Annotated in this window: 15 protein-coding genes and 1 other RNA gene; 4 read left to right on the plus strand and 12 right to left on the minus strand. The window is 63.0% G+C overall.

Annotation, left to right across the window (positions count from 1 at the left end; genetic code table 11):
- Window positions 1–101 precede the first annotated feature (101 nt).
- Window positions 102–1751: a phosphoenolpyruvate--protein phosphotransferase gene (gene ptsP / locus AC1AX7_RS06070; RefSeq protein WP_476509198.1), complete on the minus strand. Its 1650-nt coding sequence runs from the start codon at window positions 1749–1751 to the stop codon at window positions 102–104.
- Window positions 1752–2048: 297 nt separating this feature from the next.
- Here ptsP and AC1AX7_RS06075 point away from each other — a divergent pair, with 297 nt between their 5' ends.
- Together AC1AX7_RS06075 and AC1AX7_RS06080 are read left to right on the plus strand one after the other, a co-directional pair.
- Complete coding sequence (locus tag AC1AX7_RS06075) at window positions 2049–2306, plus strand: HPr family phosphocarrier protein (protein ID WP_476509199.1); 258 nt, start codon at window positions 2049–2051, stop codon at window positions 2304–2306.
- A 175-nt stretch (window positions 2307–2481) separates the two neighbouring features.
- Window positions 2482–3513: a LacI family DNA-binding transcriptional regulator gene (locus AC1AX7_RS06080; RefSeq protein WP_476509200.1), complete on the plus strand. Its 1032-nt coding sequence runs from the start codon at window positions 2482–2484 to the stop codon at window positions 3511–3513.
- Between the two features lie 46 nt (window positions 3514–3559).
- Here the strand turns inward: AC1AX7_RS06080 and AC1AX7_RS06085 are convergent, their stop codons facing one another.
- The 5 genes from AC1AX7_RS06085 to ffs form a co-directional block, all read right to left on the minus strand.
- Window positions 3560–4720 (minus strand): DNA polymerase III subunit delta', encoded by a 1161-nt coding sequence (locus AC1AX7_RS06085; protein ID WP_476509201.1) that lies wholly within the window; start codon window positions 4718–4720, stop codon window positions 3560–3562.
- Complete coding sequence (gene tmk / locus AC1AX7_RS06090) at window positions 4717–5391, minus strand: dTMP kinase (protein ID WP_476509202.1); 675 nt, start codon at window positions 5389–5391, stop codon at window positions 4717–4719. The genes AC1AX7_RS06085 and tmk overlap by 4 nt, the downstream gene beginning before the upstream one ends.
- A gap of 114 nt (window positions 5392–5505) precedes the next feature.
- Entirely contained in the window at window positions 5506–8520 is a 3015-nt protein-coding gene (gene topA / locus AC1AX7_RS06095; RefSeq protein ID WP_476509203.1) for a type I DNA topoisomerase, read from the minus strand.
- A gap of 76 nt (window positions 8521–8596) precedes the next feature.
- The gene (locus AC1AX7_RS06100; RefSeq protein WP_476509204.1) at window positions 8597–9847 is read right to left on the minus strand and encodes a phosphatase PAP2 family protein; all 1251 of its coding nucleotides are present in this window, start codon (window positions 9845–9847) and stop codon (window positions 8597–8599) included.
- Between the two features lie 48 nt (window positions 9848–9895).
- An RNA gene (gene ffs / locus AC1AX7_RS06105) (signal recognition particle sRNA small type) lies at window positions 9896–9992 on the minus strand.
- 328 nt (window positions 9993–10320) lie between these two features.
- On the opposite strand from ffs, the gene glf reads away from it, so the two are divergent.
- Window positions 10321–11499, plus strand: coding sequence for a UDP-galactopyranose mutase (gene glf / locus AC1AX7_RS06110; protein ID WP_476509205.1), 1179 nt, complete (start codon window positions 10321–10323; stop codon window positions 11497–11499).
- Between the two features lie 648 nt (window positions 11500–12147).
- On the opposite strand, the gene AC1AX7_RS06115 is transcribed toward glf, so the two are convergent.
- On the minus strand, window positions 12148–12729 hold the full coding sequence (locus AC1AX7_RS06115) for a hypothetical protein (RefSeq protein ID WP_476509206.1): 582 nt from the start codon (window positions 12727–12729) through the stop codon (window positions 12148–12150).
- A 1349-nt stretch (window positions 12730–14078) separates the two neighbouring features.
- Window positions 14079–15221 (minus strand): inositol-3-phosphate synthase, encoded by a 1143-nt coding sequence (locus AC1AX7_RS06120; protein WP_476509207.1) that lies wholly within the window; start codon window positions 15219–15221, stop codon window positions 14079–14081.
- 394 nt (window positions 15222–15615) lie between these two features.
- Here AC1AX7_RS06120 and AC1AX7_RS06125 point away from each other — a divergent pair, with 394 nt between their 5' ends.
- Complete coding sequence (locus AC1AX7_RS06125) at window positions 15616–17982, plus strand: transglycosylase domain-containing protein (RefSeq protein ID WP_476509208.1); 2367 nt, start codon at window positions 15616–15618, stop codon at window positions 17980–17982.
- 195 nt (window positions 17983–18177) lie between these two features.
- Here the strand turns inward: AC1AX7_RS06125 and AC1AX7_RS06130 are convergent, their stop codons facing one another.
- The 4 genes from AC1AX7_RS06130 to AC1AX7_RS06145 all read right to left on the minus strand — a co-directional run bounded on the left by AC1AX7_RS06130 (window position 18178) and on the right by AC1AX7_RS06145 (window position 23703).
- Window positions 18178–19239, minus strand: a complete 1062-nt coding sequence (locus AC1AX7_RS06130) for a glycoside hydrolase family 43 protein (protein WP_476509209.1) — start codon at window positions 19237–19239, stop codon at window positions 18178–18180.
- Window positions 19240–19273: 34 nt separating this feature from the next.
- Window positions 19274–21670 (minus strand): beta-L-arabinofuranosidase domain-containing protein, encoded by a 2397-nt coding sequence (locus tag AC1AX7_RS06135; protein ID WP_476509210.1) that lies wholly within the window; start codon window positions 21668–21670, stop codon window positions 19274–19276.
- A gap of 189 nt (window positions 21671–21859) precedes the next feature.
- Entirely contained in the window at window positions 21860–22768 is a 909-nt protein-coding gene (locus tag AC1AX7_RS06140) for a carbohydrate ABC transporter permease (RefSeq protein WP_476509211.1), read from the minus strand.
- Window positions 22765–23703, minus strand: coding sequence for a carbohydrate ABC transporter permease (locus AC1AX7_RS06145; RefSeq protein WP_476509212.1), 939 nt, complete (start codon window positions 23701–23703; stop codon window positions 22765–22767). The genes AC1AX7_RS06140 and AC1AX7_RS06145 overlap by 4 nt, the downstream gene beginning before the upstream one ends.
- Window positions 23704–23766 lie beyond the last annotated feature (63 nt).

Genomic DNA, 23766 nt, shown 5'->3' on the forward strand with positions numbered 1-23766 from the left:
ATCGTCACGCGGCACGCGCCCTCCCGTCCATCACGCGACATGGCGAAGGCCGCCCGAATCGTTCCGGGCGGCCTTTCGGCTTGCGCGCCGCGACGTGTGGGCTATTCGGCCGGAGTGTAGAAGTCGCCGTCGAGCGCGGCCGCGGCGCGTTCGCGGGCCTCGTCCATGGTGACGGAGGCGAGTTCGGCGCGCACGTCGTCCAAGGCGACCGGGGTCATCGACAGGGAGTTGACGCCCAGGCCCGCCAGCACGACGGCGAGCGCCGGGTCGGCCGCGGCTTCGCCGCACACGCCGACCGGCATGCCCTTGGCGTTGCCGGCGTCGCAGATCAACTTGATGGCGCGCAGCACCGCCGGATGCCATGCGGTCTGATAGTTGGCCACGGAGCCGAGCGTACGGTCGGCGGCCATCGTGTACTGGGTCAGATCGTTGGTGCCGATGGACACGAAGTCGGCCACTTCGGCGACCTTGTCGGCCATCAATGCGATGGACGGCACTTCCGCCATGGCGCCGACCTTCTTCAGGCCGAAGCTCTTGCCGAGTTTGACGAAATAGTCGGCCTCGTACTGGTCGGCGACCATCGGGGCCATGACCCACAGGTCGGCGTCGGTTGCGGCGTCGGCCGCGGCCAAGGCTTTGAGCTGGCCTTCCAGCACGTCCATGTGCGCCTTCAGGGTGCGCAGGCCGCGCAGGCCGAGCGCCGGATTCGGCTCGTCTTCCGGGGTCAGGAACGGCAGCGGCTTGTCGGCGCCGGCGTCAAGCATGCGGATGACGACCTTCCTGCCGGGGAACCGGCTCAGCAGTTCGGTGTAGGCCTTGGTCTGCTCTTCGACGCTCGGCGGCTCGGAGTTGCCGATGAAGAGGAATTCGGTGCGGAACAGGCCGACGCCTTCGGCGCCGTATTCCAATGCTTTCGCGGCGTCGGCAGGCTTGCCGACGTTGGCGAGCAGCGGGATGCGGGCGCCGTCCTTGGTGGCGCCCGGCTGGCCGCGCAGCTCCTTGGCTTTGGCGGCCTGCGCCTTGGCGGCTTCGGCGGCGGCGATCTGTTCGTCGCTCGGATCGGTGACGACGACGCCGCGGGCGGCGTCGACGATGACGGTTTCCCCGTTGGTCAGGCCTTCCGCTTCGGTGGCGGAGACGACCGCGACGATGCCGCGGGCGCGCGCGAGGATCGCGGTGTGGGAGGTGGGGCCGCCCTGGGAGGTGACGATGGCGAGGGTCTTGCTCATGTCGAGGGCCGCGGTGTCGGCCGGGGACAGGTCTTCGGCGACGAGGATGAACGGCTTGTCGCTGACCGGCAGACCGGGGGCGGGCACGCCCATCAGGTCGGCGATGACGCGCTGGCCGACGTCGTGCAGGTCGGCGGCGCGTTCGGCCTGGTAGCCTCCGATGGCGCGGAACATGTCTTCGACGGCGGCGAATCCTTCGAGCACCGCCCGTTCGGCGGTTTTGCCCTGGTTGATGAGGTTCTTGATCGATTCGGCCAATGCCGGGTCGGATGCGAACATGGCGATGGCCTGCAGGATGGGCGCGGCCTGCTTGGCGCCTTCGTCGCCGTTGGCGGCGGCTTCGGCGCGGGCGTTCAGGTCGGCGTTGACGGTGTCGAGGGCCGCGGTGACGCGGGCGATCTCGTTTTCCGCGCTGATGCCGTCCGCGCGCGGCATGTCCGCCGGTTCCGCCAGCGGGGCCGCCATGCGAATGACCGGTCCGACTGCGATTGAGCGACCGATGCCAACACCTTTGATGTCCATGTGTGTGTCTCCTTGCTGCTGTCTGGTGTGTTTCGCCGACGATTCGCCATGGCCGTGCCGGCGCCGCTTCGGACCCTGGCCGTTACGTTGTGGCAGTTGCATGATTCTGCGACTTCATCGCCGGTAAATCATTTTCAGCCTTTTGGATATTATACACAATAAAACCGTTGATGCAACTTGGGTAAACGATTTCTGAAATGTCGGCGACGATGCTATAATATGCTGTAGTCGGCTGGACGCCCAGGCGTAATGCAGCCGGAAACAATCACAGACACCATGACTCAAAGGAGCGCTTCCATGGAAACCCGTAGCACCGTCATCAACGATCCCGTCGGCATCCACGCACGTCCGGCCGCGACGTTCGCGCAGGCCGTCACCGCATCCGGCTGCACCGTGACCATCGCCAAGGGCGACGCCGCCCCGGTCGCCGCCAATTCGATCCTGTCCATCATGGGCCTGGGCGTGAAGCAGGGCGACACCGTCACCATCACCGTGGACGGCGCCAACGCCGCCGAAGTGGCCGACAACCTGATCGCCACCCTCGTCGCCGAATAATCGAACGGCCCGACGACATCTTCGCGAAACGGCCGAGGCCGCCTTCGGGCGCCCGGCCGTTTCGCATACCGCGGCAATCATCTACAATGCTTAAGGCGTTTTCCACGCCGACCCCACCATCCATCGCGGCGCGCAGGCCTCCCCGCACGCCCGAGCGTCAGGCCCCGGAGGACACATGGCAGGCAAAGCAAGCGGCACCAGCTCGATCACCGACGTCGCCGCGCTGGCCAACGTATCCACCGCCACCGTGTCCCGCGTGCTGTCCGGACGACGCGCCAAGGACGACGATATCGCCCGTCGCGTGCGGGAAGCCGCAAAAGAGCTGAACTATTCGGTCAACTATGCCGCCAGCTCGCTGCGCAGCGACGTCACCAACACCATCGGCCTGGTGATCCCCAGCGCCACGGAAACGTTCAGCGCCCGGCTGCTCGACGAATTGGAGCCCGTCATCGACGTCGAATCGCAGCAGCTGCTGCTCGGCATCGGCGGCACGCAGGACGCGCAGACCGAACGCATCGAATCTTTGGCGGCACGCCATGCGGACGGCATCATCGTCGTCGCGGCGGCGGGCATCGATCTCGCCGACGTGCTGGAACGGCACGCGCCGTCTTTGCCCATCGTGCAGGTCGGAGGCCGCCAACGCTCCTTCCGCACATCCCTGGTGGGCATCGACGAGAGCGCGGCCATGGAGCAGTCCGTTAGGCATCTGCGCGATCAGGGGGCGCGGTCCGTCGCCTATCTCGCCGGCAAGGAGATCTCCTTCGAATCGGCGGAGCTGTTCGCCATGTTCCACACGCAGATCCGCGCCTTCCGGCTGCGCACCTATGCCGATTGGAACCGCTTCGGCGACCGCACCGTACAGCGCGGCTACGATTGCGCCATGCGCCTGTTCACCGCGCCGGACGGCAGCCCGGAAAGCCCGGAGACCCGCCCGGATGCGCTGGTATGCGCGGACGACGCGATCGCGTTCGGTGCGATGGTGGCGTTGCACGCGCTGCATCTGCGCGTGCCGCAGGATGTGCGCATCATCGGCTACAACGATTCCCCCATCGCCATGACGACGATGCCGACGCTGACGTCGGTGCGCCCGCCGTTCGAGCAGATCGTTTCGGAGGCGCTGCGCCTGATCGCGGCAGGCCCCGAGAATCCCGCGCACATCTCGCTGCCCCCGCAGCTGGTCGTGCGCGGATCGACCGTCGCGCAATAGGCGCGGAGTCATGCGCCGCCGCCGGTGACGCCGACGCATGACGCTATCAGCGCGACGGCGGGATCAGCGCGCAGAACAGGGCTTCGAACACCAATGTCGGATTGCCGTTGCCGGCGAGGCGACGGCGCGCCGTGGCGATGTCCTCCAAACGCTGCACGGCTTCAGGACGCGTCAATCGCACCGACAATTCCACGATGGCGGCGCGATTCTCCAAATTGATCAGGCCGACCGAATCCTCGGCATTGTTCTGCAGCACCGCGACGTCACGGTAGACGCTGGCCACCGAATTCAATGCGCGGTCCAGCACGTCGCGGCTGCGACGGGTCGCCTGCCGCTTCAATTCGTCCTTTTTGGCGATCGCATTGAAGGCGCCGCGCAGCTTCGGCGGGATCCTGTCGCCGGGCGCAAGGCCGTTGACGCGGCGGAAATCGGCCTCAGCGGCGGCGGCCTGCACTTCCACGTCCGCTTCGGCCTGCGACTTCGCGTTATCGATCAGATCGCCGGCGAGCAGCACCGCATCCGACGCGCGCCGTAGGCCGAGCACGCCGACGATGAGCTCGTCGCGGTCGGACAGGACGCGCTCGTTCGTCGCATACAGCTTCGCGATGCCGATATGGCCTTCGGCGAGGCGCGCCGCGCGCACGGCGATGTTCCCGTCGACGCCGGCGTCGCTTTGCAGGAATTGCGCGACGGCCTGGTTCGAAGGAACGGCGAGATTGACGATGCGCGTTCGTGAGCGGATCGTCGGCAGCACGTCCTGCGCGCTCGGCGCGCACAGCAGCCAGATCGCATGTTCGCTGGGCTCTTCGATTTCCTTGAGCAGCACATTCGTCGTGCGCTCCAGCATGCGGTCGACGTCTTCGATGATGATGATGCGCCACGGCGCGGTGCCCGGCATCTGTTCGGAGGTGCCGATGAGCTCGCGCACCTCGTCGATGCCGATGGTGACTTTGTTGGTCGACAGCACGGTGACGTCGGGATGCGTGCCCGCCATGATCTGCTGCGTCGTTTTGGTGGGGACGTCGCCCATGCCGTGATCGGGGCTTTGCAGCGCCGCCGCGAATGCGCGCGCCACATTGGATCGCCCGGATCCGGGAGGGCCGCAGATCAGCCATGATTGGGCGATCGCTTTGGGGTCGCCGCTTGCGATCGCCGACAGTTGGCCGACGGCCTGCTGTTGGCCGACGATGGAATCCCAGACGCTCATGATGCGCACTCCGATTCCTGCGCGACCGGCGTTTGCTCCAGCACAACGTCCAGATCGGCGCGGATGCTTTCCCAGACTTCCTTTACCGAGCGGGAGGCGTCGATGACGCGGAACCGCTCCGGCTCCCGCTCCGCCAGATCCAGGAAGGCCTGACGTGTGCGGTTTTGGAAGTCATCGCCCGCCGATTCGATGCGGTCGGCGTCGCGATGCAGGCGGCGATGCGAGGCGGCGGGATCCATGTCAAGCAGATAGGTGCGCGCCGGCAGCAGACCCGCCGTGGCCCACATGCTCAGAGCGCGGATCTCGGCAAGCGTCAGCTCGCGGCCGCCGGCCTGGTATGCCAACGACGAATCGAGATAGCGGTCCGTGATCACGACCGCGCCGCGTTCCAGTGCGGGGCGGATCACCTCGGCCACATGCTGCGCGCGGTCCGCCGCGAACAGCAGCGCTTCGGCGCGGGACGCGATGTCGGCGCTCTGCGGATCGGCGTCCTGCACAGCGACGCCGTGCAGCAGCATCGCACGGATTGCCTTGCCCAAAGCGGTGCCGCCGGGCTCGCGCGTCACCACGACTTCGCGGCCCTGTTCTATGCAATATTTCTTCAGACGGCGCACCTGCGTGGTTTTGCCCACGCCGTCAAGGCCTTCGAACGAAATGAACAAACCCGTCATCGTGTTCTCCCCTTCCGGACGCTCCGGCGGTCGTGTCTCGCATGCCGCATTTCACATGTTTCGTTGTTTCACGTGAAACCGACGGCGAATGCGTACGGTTTCAGCGCGGCGCCGTCAGCGGGCGGGCACCACGGCGGGACGCACGTATCCTTCGTTTGCGGCCAGCCAGTCGACGTCGCTTTTCACCGTGGCCGCGGTGGAACCGATCTCCTTGGCGATACGCATGTTCGCCCAGCCCTGGTCGGCCAATGCCTTCACCTTCGCGCGACGGTCGGCGCGCGCCCGCTCCTGGGCGCTGGCCTTCGTGGACTTGGCCGTCTTTGCGGATTTCGACGATTTCGCCGTGGACTTCTTCGCGGCGCCGCGACGCTTGGACGGGCCGGCGGCGCGCTTTTCGGCAAGCAGACGGAACGCTTCGGCGGGCTCGATCGACTCCGGAGCGTACTGCTTCGGCAGCGTGCGATTCGTCTCGCCGTCGGTGATGTAGGCTCCGTAGAAGCCTTCCTTGATCGTCACCGGCTTGTTCGTTTCCGGGTCCATGCCCAGCTCGCGCAGCGGCGGCTTCGCGGCGCCACGGCGACGGCCGTACTTCGGCTGCGCGAACAGTTCCTTCGCCTGGTCAAGCGTGACGGTGAAGATCTCCTCCTCCGACCCCAGCGAGCGCGTATCGGACTTGCCGTCGGCGCCGGTCTTCGTCAGGTACGGGCCGTAACGGCCGTTGTTGGCCTGCACGGTCACGGTGTTCAGTTCGCCGGTCTGCGCGTCGGCCTCCTCGTAGGAACCGAGTTCGCGCGGCAGGCTCAGCAGCTTCAGCGCGTCTTCCAACGTCAACGATTCGGCGTTCATCGTTTTGAACAGCGACGCCATCTTCGGACGATCGGCGGCGTTCTTCTTCGCGCCGCGCTTCGGCTTGGACGTTTCCGCGGCGGCCGCGCCCTCCCCCGCTTCGGCCGGAGGAACAAGCGCCACGTACGGGCCGAAACGGCCATTGCGCACTTCGACCGTGCCGCCGGTCGCCGGATCCTTGCCCAATTCGCGAGGGCCGCCGGAATGGTTCTCGATCAGATCATGGCCGACCGCGACGGTCAGCTCATCGGGGGCCAGCGTATCGGGCAGCGACGCACGCTTCGGGTTGCCTTCGCCGTCCAGATCGTCCGAATCTTCCAGATATGGGCCGAAGCGGCCGACGCGAACGCGCAGACCGTCGCCGATCTCAATCGTATTGATCATGCGGGCGTCGATCTCGCCCAACTGCGCGACATGCTGCTGCAGGCCGGCCTGCGCATCGTCAGCGGACTGCGCGACGCCGTCGCCGGCTCCGAAATAGAAGCGCGTCAGCCAGTCGCGGCCCGTCTCTTCGCCGTGCGCGATACGATCCAAGCCGTTTTCCATATCGGCGGTGAATTCATAATCGACGTATTTCGTGAACTTCGTCTCAAGCAGCTTCGTCACCGCGAAGGCCAGCCATGAAGGAATCAGCGCGCGGCCGCGCTCATACACGTATCCGCGGTCGATGATCGTCGAAATGATGCTGGCATACGTCGACGGGCGGCCGATCTCCTTGGCCTCCAACGTTTTGACCAACGACGCTTCCGTATAACGCGCCGGCGGCTGCGTCTCATGACCGTCGGCCCCGACGCGGCCGGCCGATAGCACATCACCTTCGCTCATCGGCGGCAGCGAAGCATTGTCTTCCGCGGATTTTACGGCCTTCTTCCCCTCTTCGGACGCGGATTCCGGCTTCGCCGCGCGACGGCCTTCGCCGGTGGCCTTCATGAAGCCCGGGAATTCAATCACCGTGCCGGAAGCCTGGAACTGCGCCTCGCCATGGCCTTCGGCCGGAGCGGACAGCTTCACCGTCGCCGTCGAACCGGTCGCATCAGCCATCTGGGAGGCCAAAGTGCGCTGCCAGATCAGCGTGTACAGCTTCAACTGGTCGGCCGGTACACGCGTCGCCAACTCCGCGGGATCACGGAAATGCGCGCCCGCCGGACGAATGCATTCGTGAGCCTCCTGCGCGCCGGCAGTCTTCGTCGCATACTGCTTCGGCGCATCCGAAAGATACGCCTTGCCGAAATGCGAGGCGACGGCGTCGCGGGCGGCGGCGATCGCCTCCTGGCTCAACGTCACCGAATCGGTACGCATATACGTGATATAGCCGTTCTCATACAGGCCCTGCGCGGCGCGCATCGTCTGACGCGAGCTCATCGAAAGGCGGTTGCCTGCGGCCTGCTGCAATGTCGACGTCGTAAAAGGCGGCAGCGGGCGGCGGCGATACGGCTTCGACTCCATCGAGATCACCGTGAACGGCGCATGCCGCAAGGCCTGTGCAATGGCTTCGGCCTGCTCCCGTCCAAGGCGGCACACGTTTTCGCGGGAGGCGGCCTCGGTCAGGGCGCCCTTCGTGTCGAAATCCTTCGAGGCGGCCAAGCGGCGGCCGTCAAGCGCGATCATGCGCGAATCAAAGTCGACATCCTCGCCGTCCGCGCCAGGAGCCGTCAACGTGGCGGAAACATCCCAATAGGACGCGCGCACAAACGCCATGCGCTCACGCTCGCGCTCCACGATCAGGCGCGTCGCGACCGACTGCACGCGGCCAGCGGAAAGGCCTGGTCCGACCTTGCGCCACAGCACGGGGGAAAGCTCGTAGCCGTAGAGGCGGTCGAGAATGCGGCGGGTCTCCTGCGCGTCGACCATCGCGCCGTCGACATCGCGCGTATTGTCCAGCGACGCGCGGATCGCCTCCGGCGTGATCTCGTGGAACACCATGCGCTTGACCGGCACCTTCGGCTTCAGCGTCTGCACCAGATGCCACGCGATCGCCTCGCCTTCGCGATCCTCATCAGTCGCCAGATACAGCTCGTCGGCGTCCTTCAACGCGCTTTTCAGCTCCGACACCGTTTTGCGCTTGTCGGCGTCGACGATGTAATACGGCTTGAAACCGTCGTTGACGTCCACGCCGAACTTGCCGAAATTCGCCTTGCTTTCGGCGGGGATCTGACTGGGCTGCGCAAGGTCGCGGATATGGCCCACCGAAGCCATGACGGTGTAGCCGTCGCCAAGATATCCCCCGATCTTCTTTGCCTTCGTGGGAGACTCCACAATGACGAGCTTGCTGCCGTTAGCCATGTTCGCTCCTTCTCCTTGCACTTGGAACGCAATCATACTCATGCGACAAGGTCAAAGATAACCGTCGCGTGTGCCGTCAACGCTTCGGCGGCGCCGGCGGGGCGCCGACCAGACCCAATTTCGTCAACGGCGACGCCGTCAATTGACGTGTCGACAACACCAATCCGAACACCAGCGACGCCAGCGCGGACACCGCGATCATCGCGGAAACCGCGGCCCCATGCCGCGTCCATTCCGCGGACAGCAGCAGCCCCGGCTGAATCTGCCACACGATATATGCGGCATACAGCAAGCCGAGCACGCCGGCCGTCAGCATCACGCTGCCGACGATCTGAATGGACGGCGATGAAGCGCGGCCGCCGATCGCGTCCATGCCGGACGTGCGCGACGCGGCCAGCACCAGCAGCGCGACGCCGCCGCACAGCAGCAGCGACATCACCACATCCGTCGGGCGATGCCAGCCGCCCGCGATCACCGACATGCCGACCAGCATCGCGTACGCCCATGCGAGGACGGCCGTCAGAGCGCGCCACACGCGCGGCACTGCGCAGGTTATTGCGATGCCGGCGGCCGCGGCCATGATGGTGTGGCCGGAAGGCGCGGAATTCAGCGTGCTTGATTCGGTGTTGATCAACAATGGACGCGGCAGCATGTCTTTGAGCAGCAACGCGATCAGCAGATTGACCGCCGCGTATACGGCCAGCTGGCCGAGCAGCCACCAGCGGCGGCGAATCATTGCGATTGCGGCGGCGGCGATTCCCGCGATGATGCTGACCGCCTGGACCAGCCAGGATTGCGTGAAGATCCGGACGATCGGCGCGAACCAGGCCGGCAATTCGTCGGTGAACGACGTGTAGACGATATCGTCATAGCTTTGGCCGTCCATTGTGCACACGCCCAGCCACCATGCGCCGAATGCTGCGGCGATGAGGACGAGGCCGAGAACCACGCATAGGATGCGGCTTGACGTGCGCGGGCGGAGTGCGAGCGGATCCAGGCGGGCAAGCCCTTGGTCGACGTCGGAGGGGTCTTGCGGCGGTGCGGGGGTCGGGGCTGGGATTGGGGTTGCCGTCGGGGCGACGAGACCGGATGCGGGGGCGGGGTACGCGGTGGCCTTTTTCTGCGCGCGGCCACCATATGAGGCGGTCTGCGGAATGGTTACGCCCGAAGCGGCGTCATCACGTCCGACCGGCTTGAACACCGGCTCGAAAGTCAACGGAAAGCCCTGCTCTTCGGAATTCCGCTCCGGTTGCGGCGCGGTCAGCGGCACAGAGGAGTCTTCAGGGGAAGACATGTCGTTGGTCAAAGGCTTGGATTCGTCGCTCATATCCATCGACTTTACGGCCTACCCACGCCGAACGCCGAGATAAGCGGAAAAAGAAAACCTCCACGTACCCGGCAGAGGCCACTTACCCTTGCTGCATTCCTGCCCTGGGGGAGTTGGGTGACGTACCGCCACGCGGAGGCTTTGACCAGTGTACACCATGGCGCGAATCCGGCGTGTTATGCGGGTCTTCGAACATCACGCCGACCATTGCGCGCATCAGCCGACGCGGCGCGTTGTCGCGAATCATATGGAAACGTCCGAACGAATCACCGCAAGCGATCGCCTGAACAAATCACCAATAATCATCCGGACGAATCGTCACGCATCATCACTTGCGAATCATCGGAACAATCATCAAAGCAAATCATCACATATCGCGAGCGCCCGCATTTGCCGGGCCTCGCATACACCTGCAGGTACGATAAGGGAGGAAGCGCACATGCATGGTGTGCTGTTTGCTTTTGGAGGTTTACATGACTGAATCTGTGGAATATCCGGATCTTGTGGTGGTGGGCGCGGGCCTGTTCGGCTTGACGGTCGCGCAGCAGGCGGTCGAGCATCTGGGCGTGAGCGTGCGGATCATCGACGTGCGCGACCATATCGGCGGCAACGCGTACAGCTATTTCGACGAGGAGACCGGCGCCGAGATCCACAAGTACGGCGCGCACCTGTTCCACACGTCCAACAAGCGCGTCTGGGACTACGTCAACCGCTTCACGTCGTTCACCGGTTACGTGCACCGCGTGTACACCACGCATGACGGCGAGGTGTTCCCGCTGCCGGTGAACCTGGGCACCATCAACCAGTTCTTCCGCGCGCACTACACGCCGGCGGAGGCCAGGGCGCTGATCGCCGGGCAGGCCGGCGAGCTGGCGGGCACCGATCCGCAGAACCTCAACGACAAGGGCATCTCGCTGATCGGCCGGCCCCTGTACGAGGCGTTCATCAAGAACTACACCGGCAAGCAGTGGCAGACCGACCCCAGCGAGCTGCCCGCGTCGATCATCAACCGCCTGCCGGTGCGCTTCAACTACGACAACCGCTACTTCAGGGACACGTGGGAGGGCCTGCCGACGGACGGCTACACCGCGTGGATGGAGCGCATGGTCGACGACCCGCGCATCGAGGTGTCGCTCGGCGTGGACTTCTTCGACGAATCCCAGCCGTACAGCAAGACGGCCCTGGCCGCGGCGGGCGTGCCGGTCGTGTACACGGGCCCGGTCGACCGCTACTTCGATTACTCGCTCGGCGAGCTCAAGTGGCGCACGGTGGACTTCAGGGAGGTCCGCTACGACGAGGGCGACCATTTCGGATGCCCGGTCATGAACTTCGCCGACGCGGACGTGCCGTACACGCGCGCGATCGAGTTCAAGAACTTCAACCCGGAGCGGCGCGGCTCGCAGAACCCGGAGCGCACCGTGGTGTGGGAGGAGTACAGCCGTTTCGCCACGCGCGACGACGAACCGTACTATCCGGTCAACACCGACGCCGACAAGGCCCTGTACGAGCGTTACGCGGCGTTGGCCGAGGCCGAGCCGAACACGGTGTTCGGCGGGCGTCTGGGCACGTACAGGTACTACGACATGCACAACGTGATCGACGCGGCCCTCACCGCCTACGAGCGGCAGGTCGAGCCCCTGCTCAGGAAGTAGGCCCGGCCCCTTCGGCGGCCGGCCGGCCGTCCCAACCCGGCCGTCCCAACCCGGCCGGTCGTCCCACGGCCGGCCGCTCCCGTTTCTGACGTTTTTGACCGCCCACACCGGCGTGTCCCGGTCAAAAACGTCAAGGAGAGGACACCATCCGCCGGATAACACCAATCCGACCGGATTCCTCTGACACTATTGACCGCACACACCGGCGTGTCTCGGTCAAAAACGTCAGAACGGAGACGACGTCAACCGGAATCCACCAACCGACTATCTCACCCCTGACGCTTTTGGCCGCGACACCCCGCGGACGGCGGTCAAAAGCGTCAATCGGCCCAACTGAGCCACACCAATTGACCGGGTCTGGCCAAACCGGGTCTGGCCAAACCGGGTCTGACCAAACTGTGTCGCTCAGGCAAAAGCGTCCAATCATGCCATTTTTACGAAGCTATGTCGCATAATTGGACGGTATTCCGGGCGTGTTGCGACCGTTTCCGCAACATGGCTTCATCAAAAATGGCATCATTGGTCGCAAATCAGAAAAACGACCGCAACACTCTCTCATAGAGCACAGGGCGATATCGTTTTGCACAGCAAACATACGAACATGCCGCATGCAAGGACACCTTAACAGTGCGACGAAGACGGGAATCTTCACGAATCGATGCGCTCATACAACGGCATATGCAGCAAATCCGGCACGCCTGCCCGATCGAGCATCACCGCAAGAGAGGCCCTTCCGACGACATCGTCGTACGTCGCATGAACGATCTCAGTCACACCGGCCCGCTTCAATAATTCATCGCGCTTCATCTGATCATGTACGACCCGCGAAACGTCACGACGATTCGTCATCGCCGGATCGACATATTTGCGCATGCCGTCGTACTCCAGCACGACGATGCCGCCATCCGGCTTATGCCATACAAAATCGACGCGCGCCTGCGCATACGAATCATCGGGATCCACGAACACGTGCTGCAATTGGGGAACGGCGAATCCCAAATCGATGATCGTCGCCCGGCACAATGATTCGCCGCCATTCTCGCTCCTCGGATCCGCGTAGCGCAACAACCGAAAGACACGGCCGCAATCGCGTCGCATGTCATCGCATATCGCGACGATCCCATCGACGGTCACCATATTCTTGCGCAGCGCCGAATCAAATATCGGCAGCGCCTGTGCGAACGAATGCAGCAATCCGCAATCCACCAAAGTGCGGGCCGGCGAAGTCACATCAACCGTATGATCGCCAAACGGCAACCTCGCAGTATGAGCGTCCAACGATTTGACATACAGCCATTTCGTTTGCCCACGCGAACGGTTTGCGCACCGAGGCTTCTCCGACGCGACATAAATATCGTTCTTCCTATGCAAAGACCACGACTGCTCCCAGCCATACATCGCCGCCGCGCTGATTCCCGCGAATACGCGCCCGGGATCGCGAATCGCCATGCTGCGAATGATGTGCTTCGACCTATCCACCGGATTCAGAGCATTCCAATACTCGGTACGTGCATATAGGTTTCGGCATACCGCAATCAATTCGCCGCATCGCACGCGGCGATAGACGGCGCGACGATCCGGATCCTGGGACACAGAGAAGCATCGCCGTTCCTGTTCCGCGGCTTTAATAAGCGGTTCCAAGTGCTGATGCGTTCTCATACAACCATGCTGCACGTTGGGAAACAGCAAGTAAAGCCGCACAGGAAATGTGGACGAAGAGACGCATCTCACGGCGTGTCGTCTGACGGCATCATCACTTTTCCCTTGTGATTCCTCCCTTAGCGAGGCATTGTGGATAACTTTTCATTGAGGCGTTCACAATAGGGCTGACTTGCCCGGGATATCCGCCGAACCGGAATCACAGTGCGATTCGGTTTTCTGCTACCTTGGGCGGCTCCCGATACGGATCGCGTCCCGCGGCCTATGTGGCACAAGTGGTCGCAACACGCCCGGCACAACGGCCAATTACGCCACATGGCTTCGTCAATAATGGCAGAAATGGTCGCAAAATCGAAAAACGCCGGCAAAATCGGAAACATTGGGAAGGATTCGGCAAGAGGCCTGCGATGTCGTATGAACCGCCATCGGGGGTCCAGAGGGACGCGGCCCCGCCTCAGGCGGCCGCCTCACAATAAGGCGCGGGATTGATACAGGATTGATATGAGACCGACAGACTGTCAGATGATTAGAATCCGGCCACCGAGCTAGCAGGCCATCAGTCTTATTCCAGACGTCGGTCCGTTTCAGATGTTAGGCCATTCCAGACATCAGATCATTCCAGACATTAGACCATCCCGACATCAGACCATTCCAGACGTCAGACCATCCCGACATCAGACCATTCCAGACATTAGACCATCCCGACATCAGACCATTCCAGACGTCAGACCATCCCGACATCAGATCATTCCAGACATTAGACCATCCCGACATCAGACCATTCCAGACGTCAGTCCGTTTCAGACATTAGGCCATCCCCGGCATTAGGCCGTCGAATGACGGAACGGATGAATGGCCTCCTGAAAAACATCGGGCATGCGTTCGGTATACTCCCTTACGCATGCCCGCAATGACGAAGATCAGGCGCGCCAGACGTCCTTGCCGGCGGCCTTGGCGGCGGCGACGTCGGCGTTGAGCTGGGTTTCGTCGGCTTCGACTTCGCCGGCGATGAACTTCTCCACCAGCTCGTGAGCCTCATGATCCTCATGCTGTACGGCCGGGGACTTCATGAAATAGGCGCTCGGAGCCAGCACAGGACCGGCCAGGCCACGGTCGAGCGCGATCTTGGCCGCGCGCACCGCGTCGATGACGATGCCGGCGGAATTCGGCGAATCCCACACTTCCAGCTTGTATTCCAGGCTCAGCGGCACATCGCCGAACGTCGTGCCTTCCAGACGCACGAACGCGAACTTGCGGTCATCCAGCCACGCCACATAATCGGACGGGCCGATATGCACATTGTGCGGATCCATCTCATGAGGCACCACGGAGGTGACGGCGCGGGTCTTGGAGATCTTCTTGGATTCCAGACGCGAACGCTGCAGCATGTTCATGAAGTCCATGTTGCCGCCGACGTTGAGCTGGTATGTGCGGTCGAGGCGCACGCCGCGGTCTTCGAACAGGCGGGCCATCGTGCGATGCGTGATGGTGGCGCCGACCTGGGATTTGATGTCGTCGCCGACGATCGGCACGCCGGCGTCGCGGAATTTCTGCGCCCATTCCGGATCGGAGGCGATGAACACCGGCAGGCAGTTGACGAATGCGCATCCGGCGTCCATGGCGGCCTGCGCGTACGCCTTGTCGGCCTCTTCGGAGCCGACCGGCAGATAGGAGACCAGCACGTCGACCTTGCGTTCGCGCAGCACCTGCGCCACGTCGACAGGCTCCGCGTCGGATTCTTCGATCATTTCACGGTAGTACGTGCCGAGGCCGTCATATGTGGGGCCGCGTTGCACTTCGACGCCCAGATCCGGCACGTCGGCGAATTTGATCGTATTGTTCTGCGACGCCTCGATCGCTTCGGACAGATCCTTGCCAACCTTCAATGCGTCAACGTCGAATGCGGCGACGAATTCAATGTCGCGCACACGGTATCCGCCGAAATTGTTGTGCATCAGGCCAGGGATCTTGTCGTCGTCCCGGGTGTCCTTGTAATATTCAACTCCCTGCACCAGCGACGAGGCGCAATTGCCCACGCCTGCGATTGCCACGCGAATGCTCATCTGTGACGCTCCTTGAAAATCAAGAATTATTGCCTTTGCAAGCTTACTTGCTTTGCTGGGAATCCTCTGAATATCATCCAAAAACGATTGCAAGCAGGATTGCAGCCGGCAACGTCGACACGGCGCAATACGAAATAGTACGGAACCGCGCGAAACGGCGCAGCGCGGACGTGAAATCGCCGGCCGGCTGCGGCGGGATCGCAGGCGGATCACGGAAATGCGCAGATTGATTGCCGCGCAGGACGATTGCGGCGAAATCGCGAACCGGCGCCGCCGGAATCCCATGCAGGGCACTTTCAGATTTGTGTGAATTCGGCGCAAATCAATCGCAGAAAACGCGTTTTCCCCGCTTTTTCAGCAGTTATTTTCAAGAGGGATGATTACGGTAGGTTTTATGTCTTCACATATTCGCACTACCTCGTCGCGTGCTTACAACGCTGCGTCTCGCGGCGCGCAGCATTCCGGCAATGCGTCCGCCTCGCGCTCCGCACGTGGCGCGCATCGTCAGAACGGCCCGCGTCGTGGGCGGCGCCCGCAGAAGAAGCAGCGCAAAAACCTTGTATGGAAGTGGATACTTGGCGTTTTCGCCGCGCTGCTGGCGGCCGGCATCGGCGTGTTCGCGTATTTCTATATCACGACCGAGATTCCGCAGCCGGAGAAGTTTGCGCTGGCCGAGGCGACGACCGTCTACTATGCGGATGGCACCACGGAAATCGGCACGTTCGCCGAACAGAATCGCGACATCATCGAATGTTCCGCGCTGCCGGACTATGTCGGCAAGGCCATCGTCGCGTCCGAGGACCGTTCCTTCTATACGAACAAGGGCATCGACCCGGTCGGCATCGCGCGTGCGCTGTACACCAATCTGACCACGGGCAGCCGTCAGGGCGGCTCGACCATTACGCAGCAGTATGCGGAACGGTATTATCTGGGCGAAACGACGACGTATCTGGGCAAGCTTCGCGAAGCGTTCCTCGCCATCAAGATCGCACAGGCGCAGGATAAGGATCAGGTGCTGTGCAATTACATGAACACCATTTATCTGGGCCGCGGCGCGTACGGCATCCAGGCGGCGGCGCAGGCGTATTTCAATAAGGACGCCAAGGATCTGACGCTGTCGGAATCGGCGATGCTGGCGGGCATCATTCCCGCGCCGAGCTCGTGGGATCCGGCGGTGAATCCCGACCAGGCGCAGTCCCGTTTCAAGCGTGTGCTGAACATCATGGAAGAGGACGGCTACATCACCGCCGATGAAAAGGCCGCCGCCGAATTCCCGACGACCGCTGATACAACGTTGCAGAACCAATTGGCCGGGGCGAACGGATACCTGCTTACCACGGTGGAGAACGAGCTGATCAATTCCGGCGCTTTCACGAAGGATGAGCTGGAAACAGGCGGCTACAAGATCATTACGACGTTGGACAAGACGATGCAGGACGAAATCCAGGCCGTCGGCGACACGCGGCCTGACGGCATGCCGGAAAGCATCCAGGTCGGCGGCATCGCGGCGGATCCACGCAACGGCAGCGTCAAGGCCATGTATGCGGGCTCCGATTATCTGACGCAGCAATTGAACAACGCCACCCAGGCGACGTTCCAGGCGGGTTCGACCATGAAGCCGTTCGGCCTGCTTGGAGCGGCGCAGGAGGACGTCAGTTTCAGTACGATTTTCAACGGCAATTCGGGGCAGACCTTCGTGGGCGCCGCCGAACCGGTGGACAATGCGCTGGGCAATAATTGGGGCAATATCGATCTGTATTCGGCCACCGCGAATTCCGTCAACACGGTATTCATGAACGTCAATGAGCATCTGACGCCGCAGCGACTGGCCGCGATCGCGCACGAGGCCGGCATCGAAGGCGATATCGACGCGGATTCGATCTACAACGTCCTCGGCATCAATGCGATCACCGTGTGGGATCTGGCGCAGGGGCATTCCACGATCGCCGCGAACGGCGTGAAGAATACGCTGCATATCGTCGACAGGGTTTTGCAAAGCGATGATACGGAAGCGTATAAGACCGTCACCGAAAACAAGCAGGTCTTCGACGCCGATGATTGCGCGCTTGTGCAGAAGGCGATGCAGGGCACCACGACGACGGGCACCGCCGCCGGCACGGCCGCCGCGTTGGGCCGCGCGGTCGCCGGAAAATCCGGTACCGCGAATGATGAGACCGCCGCTTCGTTCGTCGGCTATACGCCGCAGCTGATCAATGTGTGGGCGATCTGGAATCCGGGCGAGGACGGCAGCGCGCAGATGGTGCCGGAATTCGCGGGATACGGCGTCTCCTCCACCGGATACCCGTCGCATCTGTTCACGGAATTCATGAAGCAGGCGCTGGAAGGCCAGGAGGTCATCGCCTTCCCGACCGCCACCGACAACGGCAAGCTCGGCGGCCCTGACGGCACGTGGGGATTGGGCGGATCGGGCAAGACCACGGCGCAGGAACAGCAGGATGCCGCGGCCCAGCAGGCCCGGGAAGAAGCCGAAAGGAAGGCCCGGGAGGAGGCCGAGAAGCAGAAGCAGGAAGATGCGCAGCAGTCCGGCGAGGAAGGCCGGAATGTCTGCGAGACCAATCCCGCCGATCAGTCCTGCGGCACGGATGCCGGCGACGGCACGGGAGCCGGGACGGGTGACGGAACCGGTGCCGACGGATCCGGCGACACCGGTGACGCCGACGGCGATGGCGGCGATACGTCCGATGGCGGTTCCGGCGGCGAAACCGACGGCCAGACCGGAGCCAACGGCAACACGCAGTAGGCTCGGGCTCTTAGGTTCCCGGGTTCCGACCAGGTCCTAGGTGGGACTGGGTTCTGATCAGGTTCCGAATATCAGGGCGGGGGCGACCCCGCCCTATTCGTTGAAAGCCCCGTGGCCCTTACGTTCTCGTCCCTCAGGGACGTTGATTCGTAAGGGCCACGGGGCTTTCAACGGGGCTCGTTCAACAACCTGAAACTACAGGGCTTGGGTGAGACGCTCGTATTCCTCGCGTGTCAGCGAGGCGACGCCGCCGTGCTTGGTGTGCGGCGACAGGAAATAGTCCGCGTCCTCCAGCGGCCGCCAGCCGGCGTCGAGATCCTTTGTGACCATCGGCCTGTAGCCGATCGACGGGATGACGTCCACGAACAGATACCATTCGTCGTCCGGACCGCCGTTGTTGTGATGGTCGGCGAATACCGCGGGGCCTTCCACGCCTCCGGGATTGCCGTCCTCCACATAATTGGCGCCGATATGACGCTGGATGACATGCCACTGGGCGTCGGATTGCCACCAGCGCCGAGCATCGGTGTAGTCCATCCAGATGCCGTTGCCGAAGGAATTGTCCTTGGTGATGCGGTATGTGCGCAGCCCGCCGTCCGGCAAAGGACGCTGCACCATCGTGGTGTCGATCGAATCGCCGCCGGTGTCGATCAGCACGCCGCCGAATTCGAACGTGTCCTGCGTGAAGTCGGTGGTCGCGCCCCACAGCACGGAGCTGGTCACCGAATCATCGGCATGCCCGGCATCGGCGTCGTCGAACACCGTGCTGGACCAGTACATCACGAACGCGCCGCGGCCGCCTTCGTGCCCTTGCGGATAGTAGTCCGGCACCCACAGGCATTCGCAGGCCCAGGCCATGCCGAGCTGCATATGCGTGCCGTCGGCGCGCCGGGAGACGTCCAGCGTGCGGGGGCCTTCCCAATGCAGCAGATCCGGCGATTGCCAGACGATCAGATTCGTGCTCGCATGATGGGACCATTCGTACCATCCGCCGTCGTCGCCGCCGAATACCCGCAGATCGGTCGCGATGATATACCACATGCCGGTTTGCGGATTGCGGATGATATGCGGGTCGCGTACGCCGGTGGTGCCGATATCCGACGTCAGCACCGGTTTGCCGTCGTTCAGCGGAATCCAGCGGTGGGGATTGTCGCCGTCCGACACATCCAGATAGATGCGTTCGGCGTATCCGTCCGGGTCCTCCAGGAAATGCACCAGCAGGTAACCGTAGGGGGCGGAGGCGGGGATGCCGTTCATATCAGGTCCTTTCTTGGGATGCATGGCAGCCGGCTCAGCGTGTGACGATGCGCAGCGACGAGATCTTCGGCGACGGCGATTCCGGGAAGGCGTCGATACGCACCGACGCCCGCTTGGCTGCCGTCGAATCGTCCAGGTCATACACGTCGACGCACAGCGGGTCGCCATCCATGATGCGGCGTTCCCCACGGGGCAGCGTCACGCCGTCGACCGACAGCGCGTATGGGATGTCCTTGTCCGCGGCCAGCACCGACACTTCCAGACGGCGTCCGACATCGAGACGCTTCATCATGTATCCGAAGCATCCCTCCGCCGCGGCGCGGCGCCAATGCACGGTGCCGTCCACACCCATCCCGTCACCGCGGCCGTGGTATTCATGGTCCACTTCCGACTGCTGCAAGCCACAGGACACACCGTCGATCGTGCTGCTTTCGCGCGCCATCTGCTCGGCATCGACGTGCGCCAGCGCCTTTCGACGGCTTTCCACGTCGCCGTCGGGCGTTATCGGCAGGTACACGCTGTACCGGGATTCATGGATGCCGGTGAACGGTTCCAGTTCCAGACGGATCTGCTGATTCCGCGCATCGTACGCGCGCACGAACAGGCGTCCATCACGCAGGTCCAGCAGCGCACGTCCGGCTGCCTCCTGCGCGTCTTCGGCGATGATCGGCATATCCGCCGAAGGGCGCAGCGGCCCGGCGGCGATGTGCCCCATGCGTCCGTCATCGGCGAACTGCCCGACCAGATCGTGTGAATCGCCCCGCAGCGCCATGACCTTGGGGCCCACCAGGAAGCTTGCCCACGGCGAGCCGTCCGGCAGGAGCTCCACGCTGACGCGCGGTTTGATGCGCAGGCGGATTTCCGCATCGCCGCGCCATTCGATTTCCAGAACCCGATAGCCTTCGGGCAGACCCGGAACCCGCGACGGCTCCTGCAGCCGTGCGACGCAGGTCGCGTCGACAAGGCCGAAGCCTTCCGCCCACCAAGGGTCCCTGGCGCATATGACCAACCGACGGGATCGGTCGTCGTCGCTGTGGATGTGCAGCTTGGACACGCAGTATCCGTCGTTGGCGTTATCGCGTTCCACCTGTTGGCTGACGACAAGCCCCTGATCCTTCCAGTCCAAAGTGGCGTCGATCAGCAGGTTGCACAGCAGCCGTTCCGGCTCGCCGTCGACGTGCTGGCGGGCGAAGATCAGACGCCCGTACCGGGCGTGGTTCTCCAGTCCGGATCCGACGCAGCACCAGAAGCATTGTCCGGGGGTGGAATAGGCGCGGTAGTGGTTCGGACGCATGGGCGTGAAGTAGACGAATCCCGGATGTTCGGGATTCACCGTCGACAGCAGATGGTTCTCCAGCACGCGCTCGTAGAAGTCCATGTATTCGGGCTTCGGGTCGCGCAGCCACAGGCGTTCGGCCAGTTTCGACATGTTGTAGGAATTACAGGTTTCCGGTCCCTCGCGGGATTCGACCATGGAAGAGAAATCGTCGACCGGATGGAAATGCTCGCCGACGGAATGCGCGCCGATGCTGACGGAACGTTTGTGGACCACGGATCGCCAGAACGTCTCGGTCGCCGCGTTGCAGGCGTCGTCGCCGCACAGGGCTCCCAGGCGTTCCCATCCCAGCACTTTGGGGATCTGGGTGTTGGCATGCATGCCGGTCAATACGTCGTTTCCATGCGACAACGGGTCGAAAACCGAAAGGTCGCGGAAACGGTAGGCCATGCGACGGTAGCGTTCATCGCCGGTTCGCGAATACAGTTCGGCGAAGGATTCGCACATGCCGCCGAATTCCGCGACCAGGATGCGGGCGAAGGTCGCGTCGTCCAGCGAATCGGTGATTCGGCACCACCAGCCGGCAAGCTCGAGCACAGTCACGCGGGCCGTTTCGCCGATCTGCGCGTCGATGCCGGCCAGTCCCTCCCATGCGTCCAACAGTCCGGCGAAGGTCTTGTGCAGGTTGTACATCGGCACCCAGCCGCCGTTCAATGCGAAATTCTGCGATTCGACGTCGCCATGCGCGATTCGGGTGAAGACGTCGCGCGAATGCGGCACTCCCCCGACGTAGCCGTGCATCAGTCCATCGTCGGCGAACGCCTCCTGGCACAGGCGCAGCCCATGCACCATCCGCGCGGCGCGGTCGATGAAGGCGTCGCCGCCGTCGGCCTGTGCGAACGCCACGCAGGCCGACAGGTAGTGGCCTGCGATATGACCGTCCAGACCGGTCGCCTCCCAATTGGGATACGATTCCACCGGTTCGCCGTACTCGTCCGTGGCCTGTGCGAGACCCGCCTCACGGCGGAACGGGAACAGCAGCCTGTCGACGTCAAGGGCGAGCAGATACAATGCCCCCGCCCGCTGGGCCGCAAGATATTCGTCGCCTTCAACGTCGACCCACGCAAGGGGGAAACGTTCGACCACGTCGTTCATATAAGCTCCTTCTCCCAAGGGCGATCATTGCCTCATACAAGGGTTTCCATCGTTGTAAAACACTGGCTTTCAGTGTATCCCACAGTGCGGCGAAAACAAAAAACCGCCGCCGCGGGAGATCCGCGGCGGCGGCCTGCCTCAACCGTCAGGATGAGGCTGGAGGAGATGAAAGGAAAGTAGGGGGGGGGATCACTTCATGCCGGTCATCGCGATGCCTTCGACGAAGCGCTTCTGCACGAAGAAGAACACGATGAGCAGCGGAAGTGCGGAGATCAGGGCGCCGGCCATCACCACGCCATACGGGGTGACGGAGGATCCATGACCGGTCAGCATGGCGAGGCCTGCGGTGATGGTGCGGGTCTCCGGCTTGGAGGTCATGATCAACGGCCAGAGCAGGTCGTTCCAGTTGCCCATGAAGTTGAACATGCCGACGGTCAGGATGGCCGGAACCGCGTTCGGCAGGATGATCTGCGCGAAGATGCGGAACTCGCCGGCGCCGTCGATGCGGGCGGCGTTGTCCAGATCCTTCGGAATGGAGATGAAGAACTGACGCAACAGGAAGATACCGCCGACGTCAGCCATACGCGGGATGATGATGCCGAGGTAGCTGTTGACGAGACCCATGTCCGCGAGCAGCTTGTAGACCGGGATCAGCAGGGCCATGCCCGGGATCATCATCGTGGCGATCAGGATGCCCAACAGGACGCCGCGGCCCTTGAAGTCCACGCGGGACAGGCCGTATGCGGCGAGGGAGTCGAAGAACACGGAGATGATGGTCACCGCGCCGGCGAACACGATGGTGTTCACCAGCTCACGGCCGATGGGCAGACGTTCGAACAGCGACGCATAGTTATCGAGCGTGAACGCGGAAGGAATCAGCTTCGGCGGCCAGGTCTGCGTGATCTCGTTCGGGGTGAAGGACACCAGCAGGACGATCAGCAGAGGGAAGACCATCAGGATGGTGATCAGGATAAGAGCCAGATAGCTGAAGCCCAGACCGATGCGACGACGGGTGGTCGCGCGCTTGCGCAGACGCTCGTTTTCGGCGTTGATGCGCGCGTTTTCCGCTTCCTGTGCGGACATGGTTGCGGTGCTCATGCGATCTCCTCCTTCTCATGCTTGGCGTTGGTGTACAGCTGGATCAGGCCGACGATGAGCGTCATGATCAGCAGCACGTAGGACAGGGCGGACGCATAGCCGAGCTTGCCGTTGCCGAAGGCCTCCGTGTAGATGCGGTACACGATGGTTTCCGTCGCGCGGTCGGGGCCGCCGGAGGTCAGGATGAAGACCTGGTCGAAGACCTGGAAGGAACCGATCAAGCCGAAGATGACGACGTAGTTGAAGGTAGGACGCAGGGCCGGCAGCGTGATGTAACGGAACTTCTGCCATGCGTTGGCGCCGTCGAGGGAGGCCGCTTCATACAGTTCGGCGGAGATGCCCTGCAGACCGGCGAGGAAGATGACCATGAAGTAGCCGAAGTTCTTCCAGACGGTGATGAAGACGATGGTCGCCATTGCGGTCTCACGCGTGCCCAGAAGATTCAGGCCGGTGATGCCGAAGATCTCGGAGACCCAGTACGGGACCAGGCCCAGCGACGGGGACAGGATGAACTGCCACGCGATGGCCGCGACCGTCAGGGAGATCACAAACGGCAGGAACATGCAGGTACGGAAGAATCCGACGAACTTGAGGTCCTTGCGGTTGAGCAGCAGAGCGAACGCGAGAGCCACGATCACGACGATAGGCGCATAGAACACCGCATAGACCAGGGTGTTGATGACGTCGGTCCAGAAGTCGTCGTTCGTGAACAGCTTGATGTAGTTGTCGAATCCGACGAACTTGCCGGAACGATTGATGCGGTCGGTGGTCAGGGACGTGATGAACGTCTTGACCGCCGGATAGAAGACGAAGATTGCAAGTACGACAAGAGCGGGCAGCGTGAACAGGACGCCGGTGCGCAGGTTGCGCCGTGCGAGGGCCTTCTTGTTCTGCTTCGCCACCTGAGCTCCGCTCGCGGCGGTTGCTTGTGACATTTTCTCCTCCGATGGTTTTGGTTAACGATGCGAGTGGGCAGCAATAATGGCCGTTCTGACGAG

It is taken from the genome of Bifidobacterium sp. LH_449 (assembly GCF_056356755.1).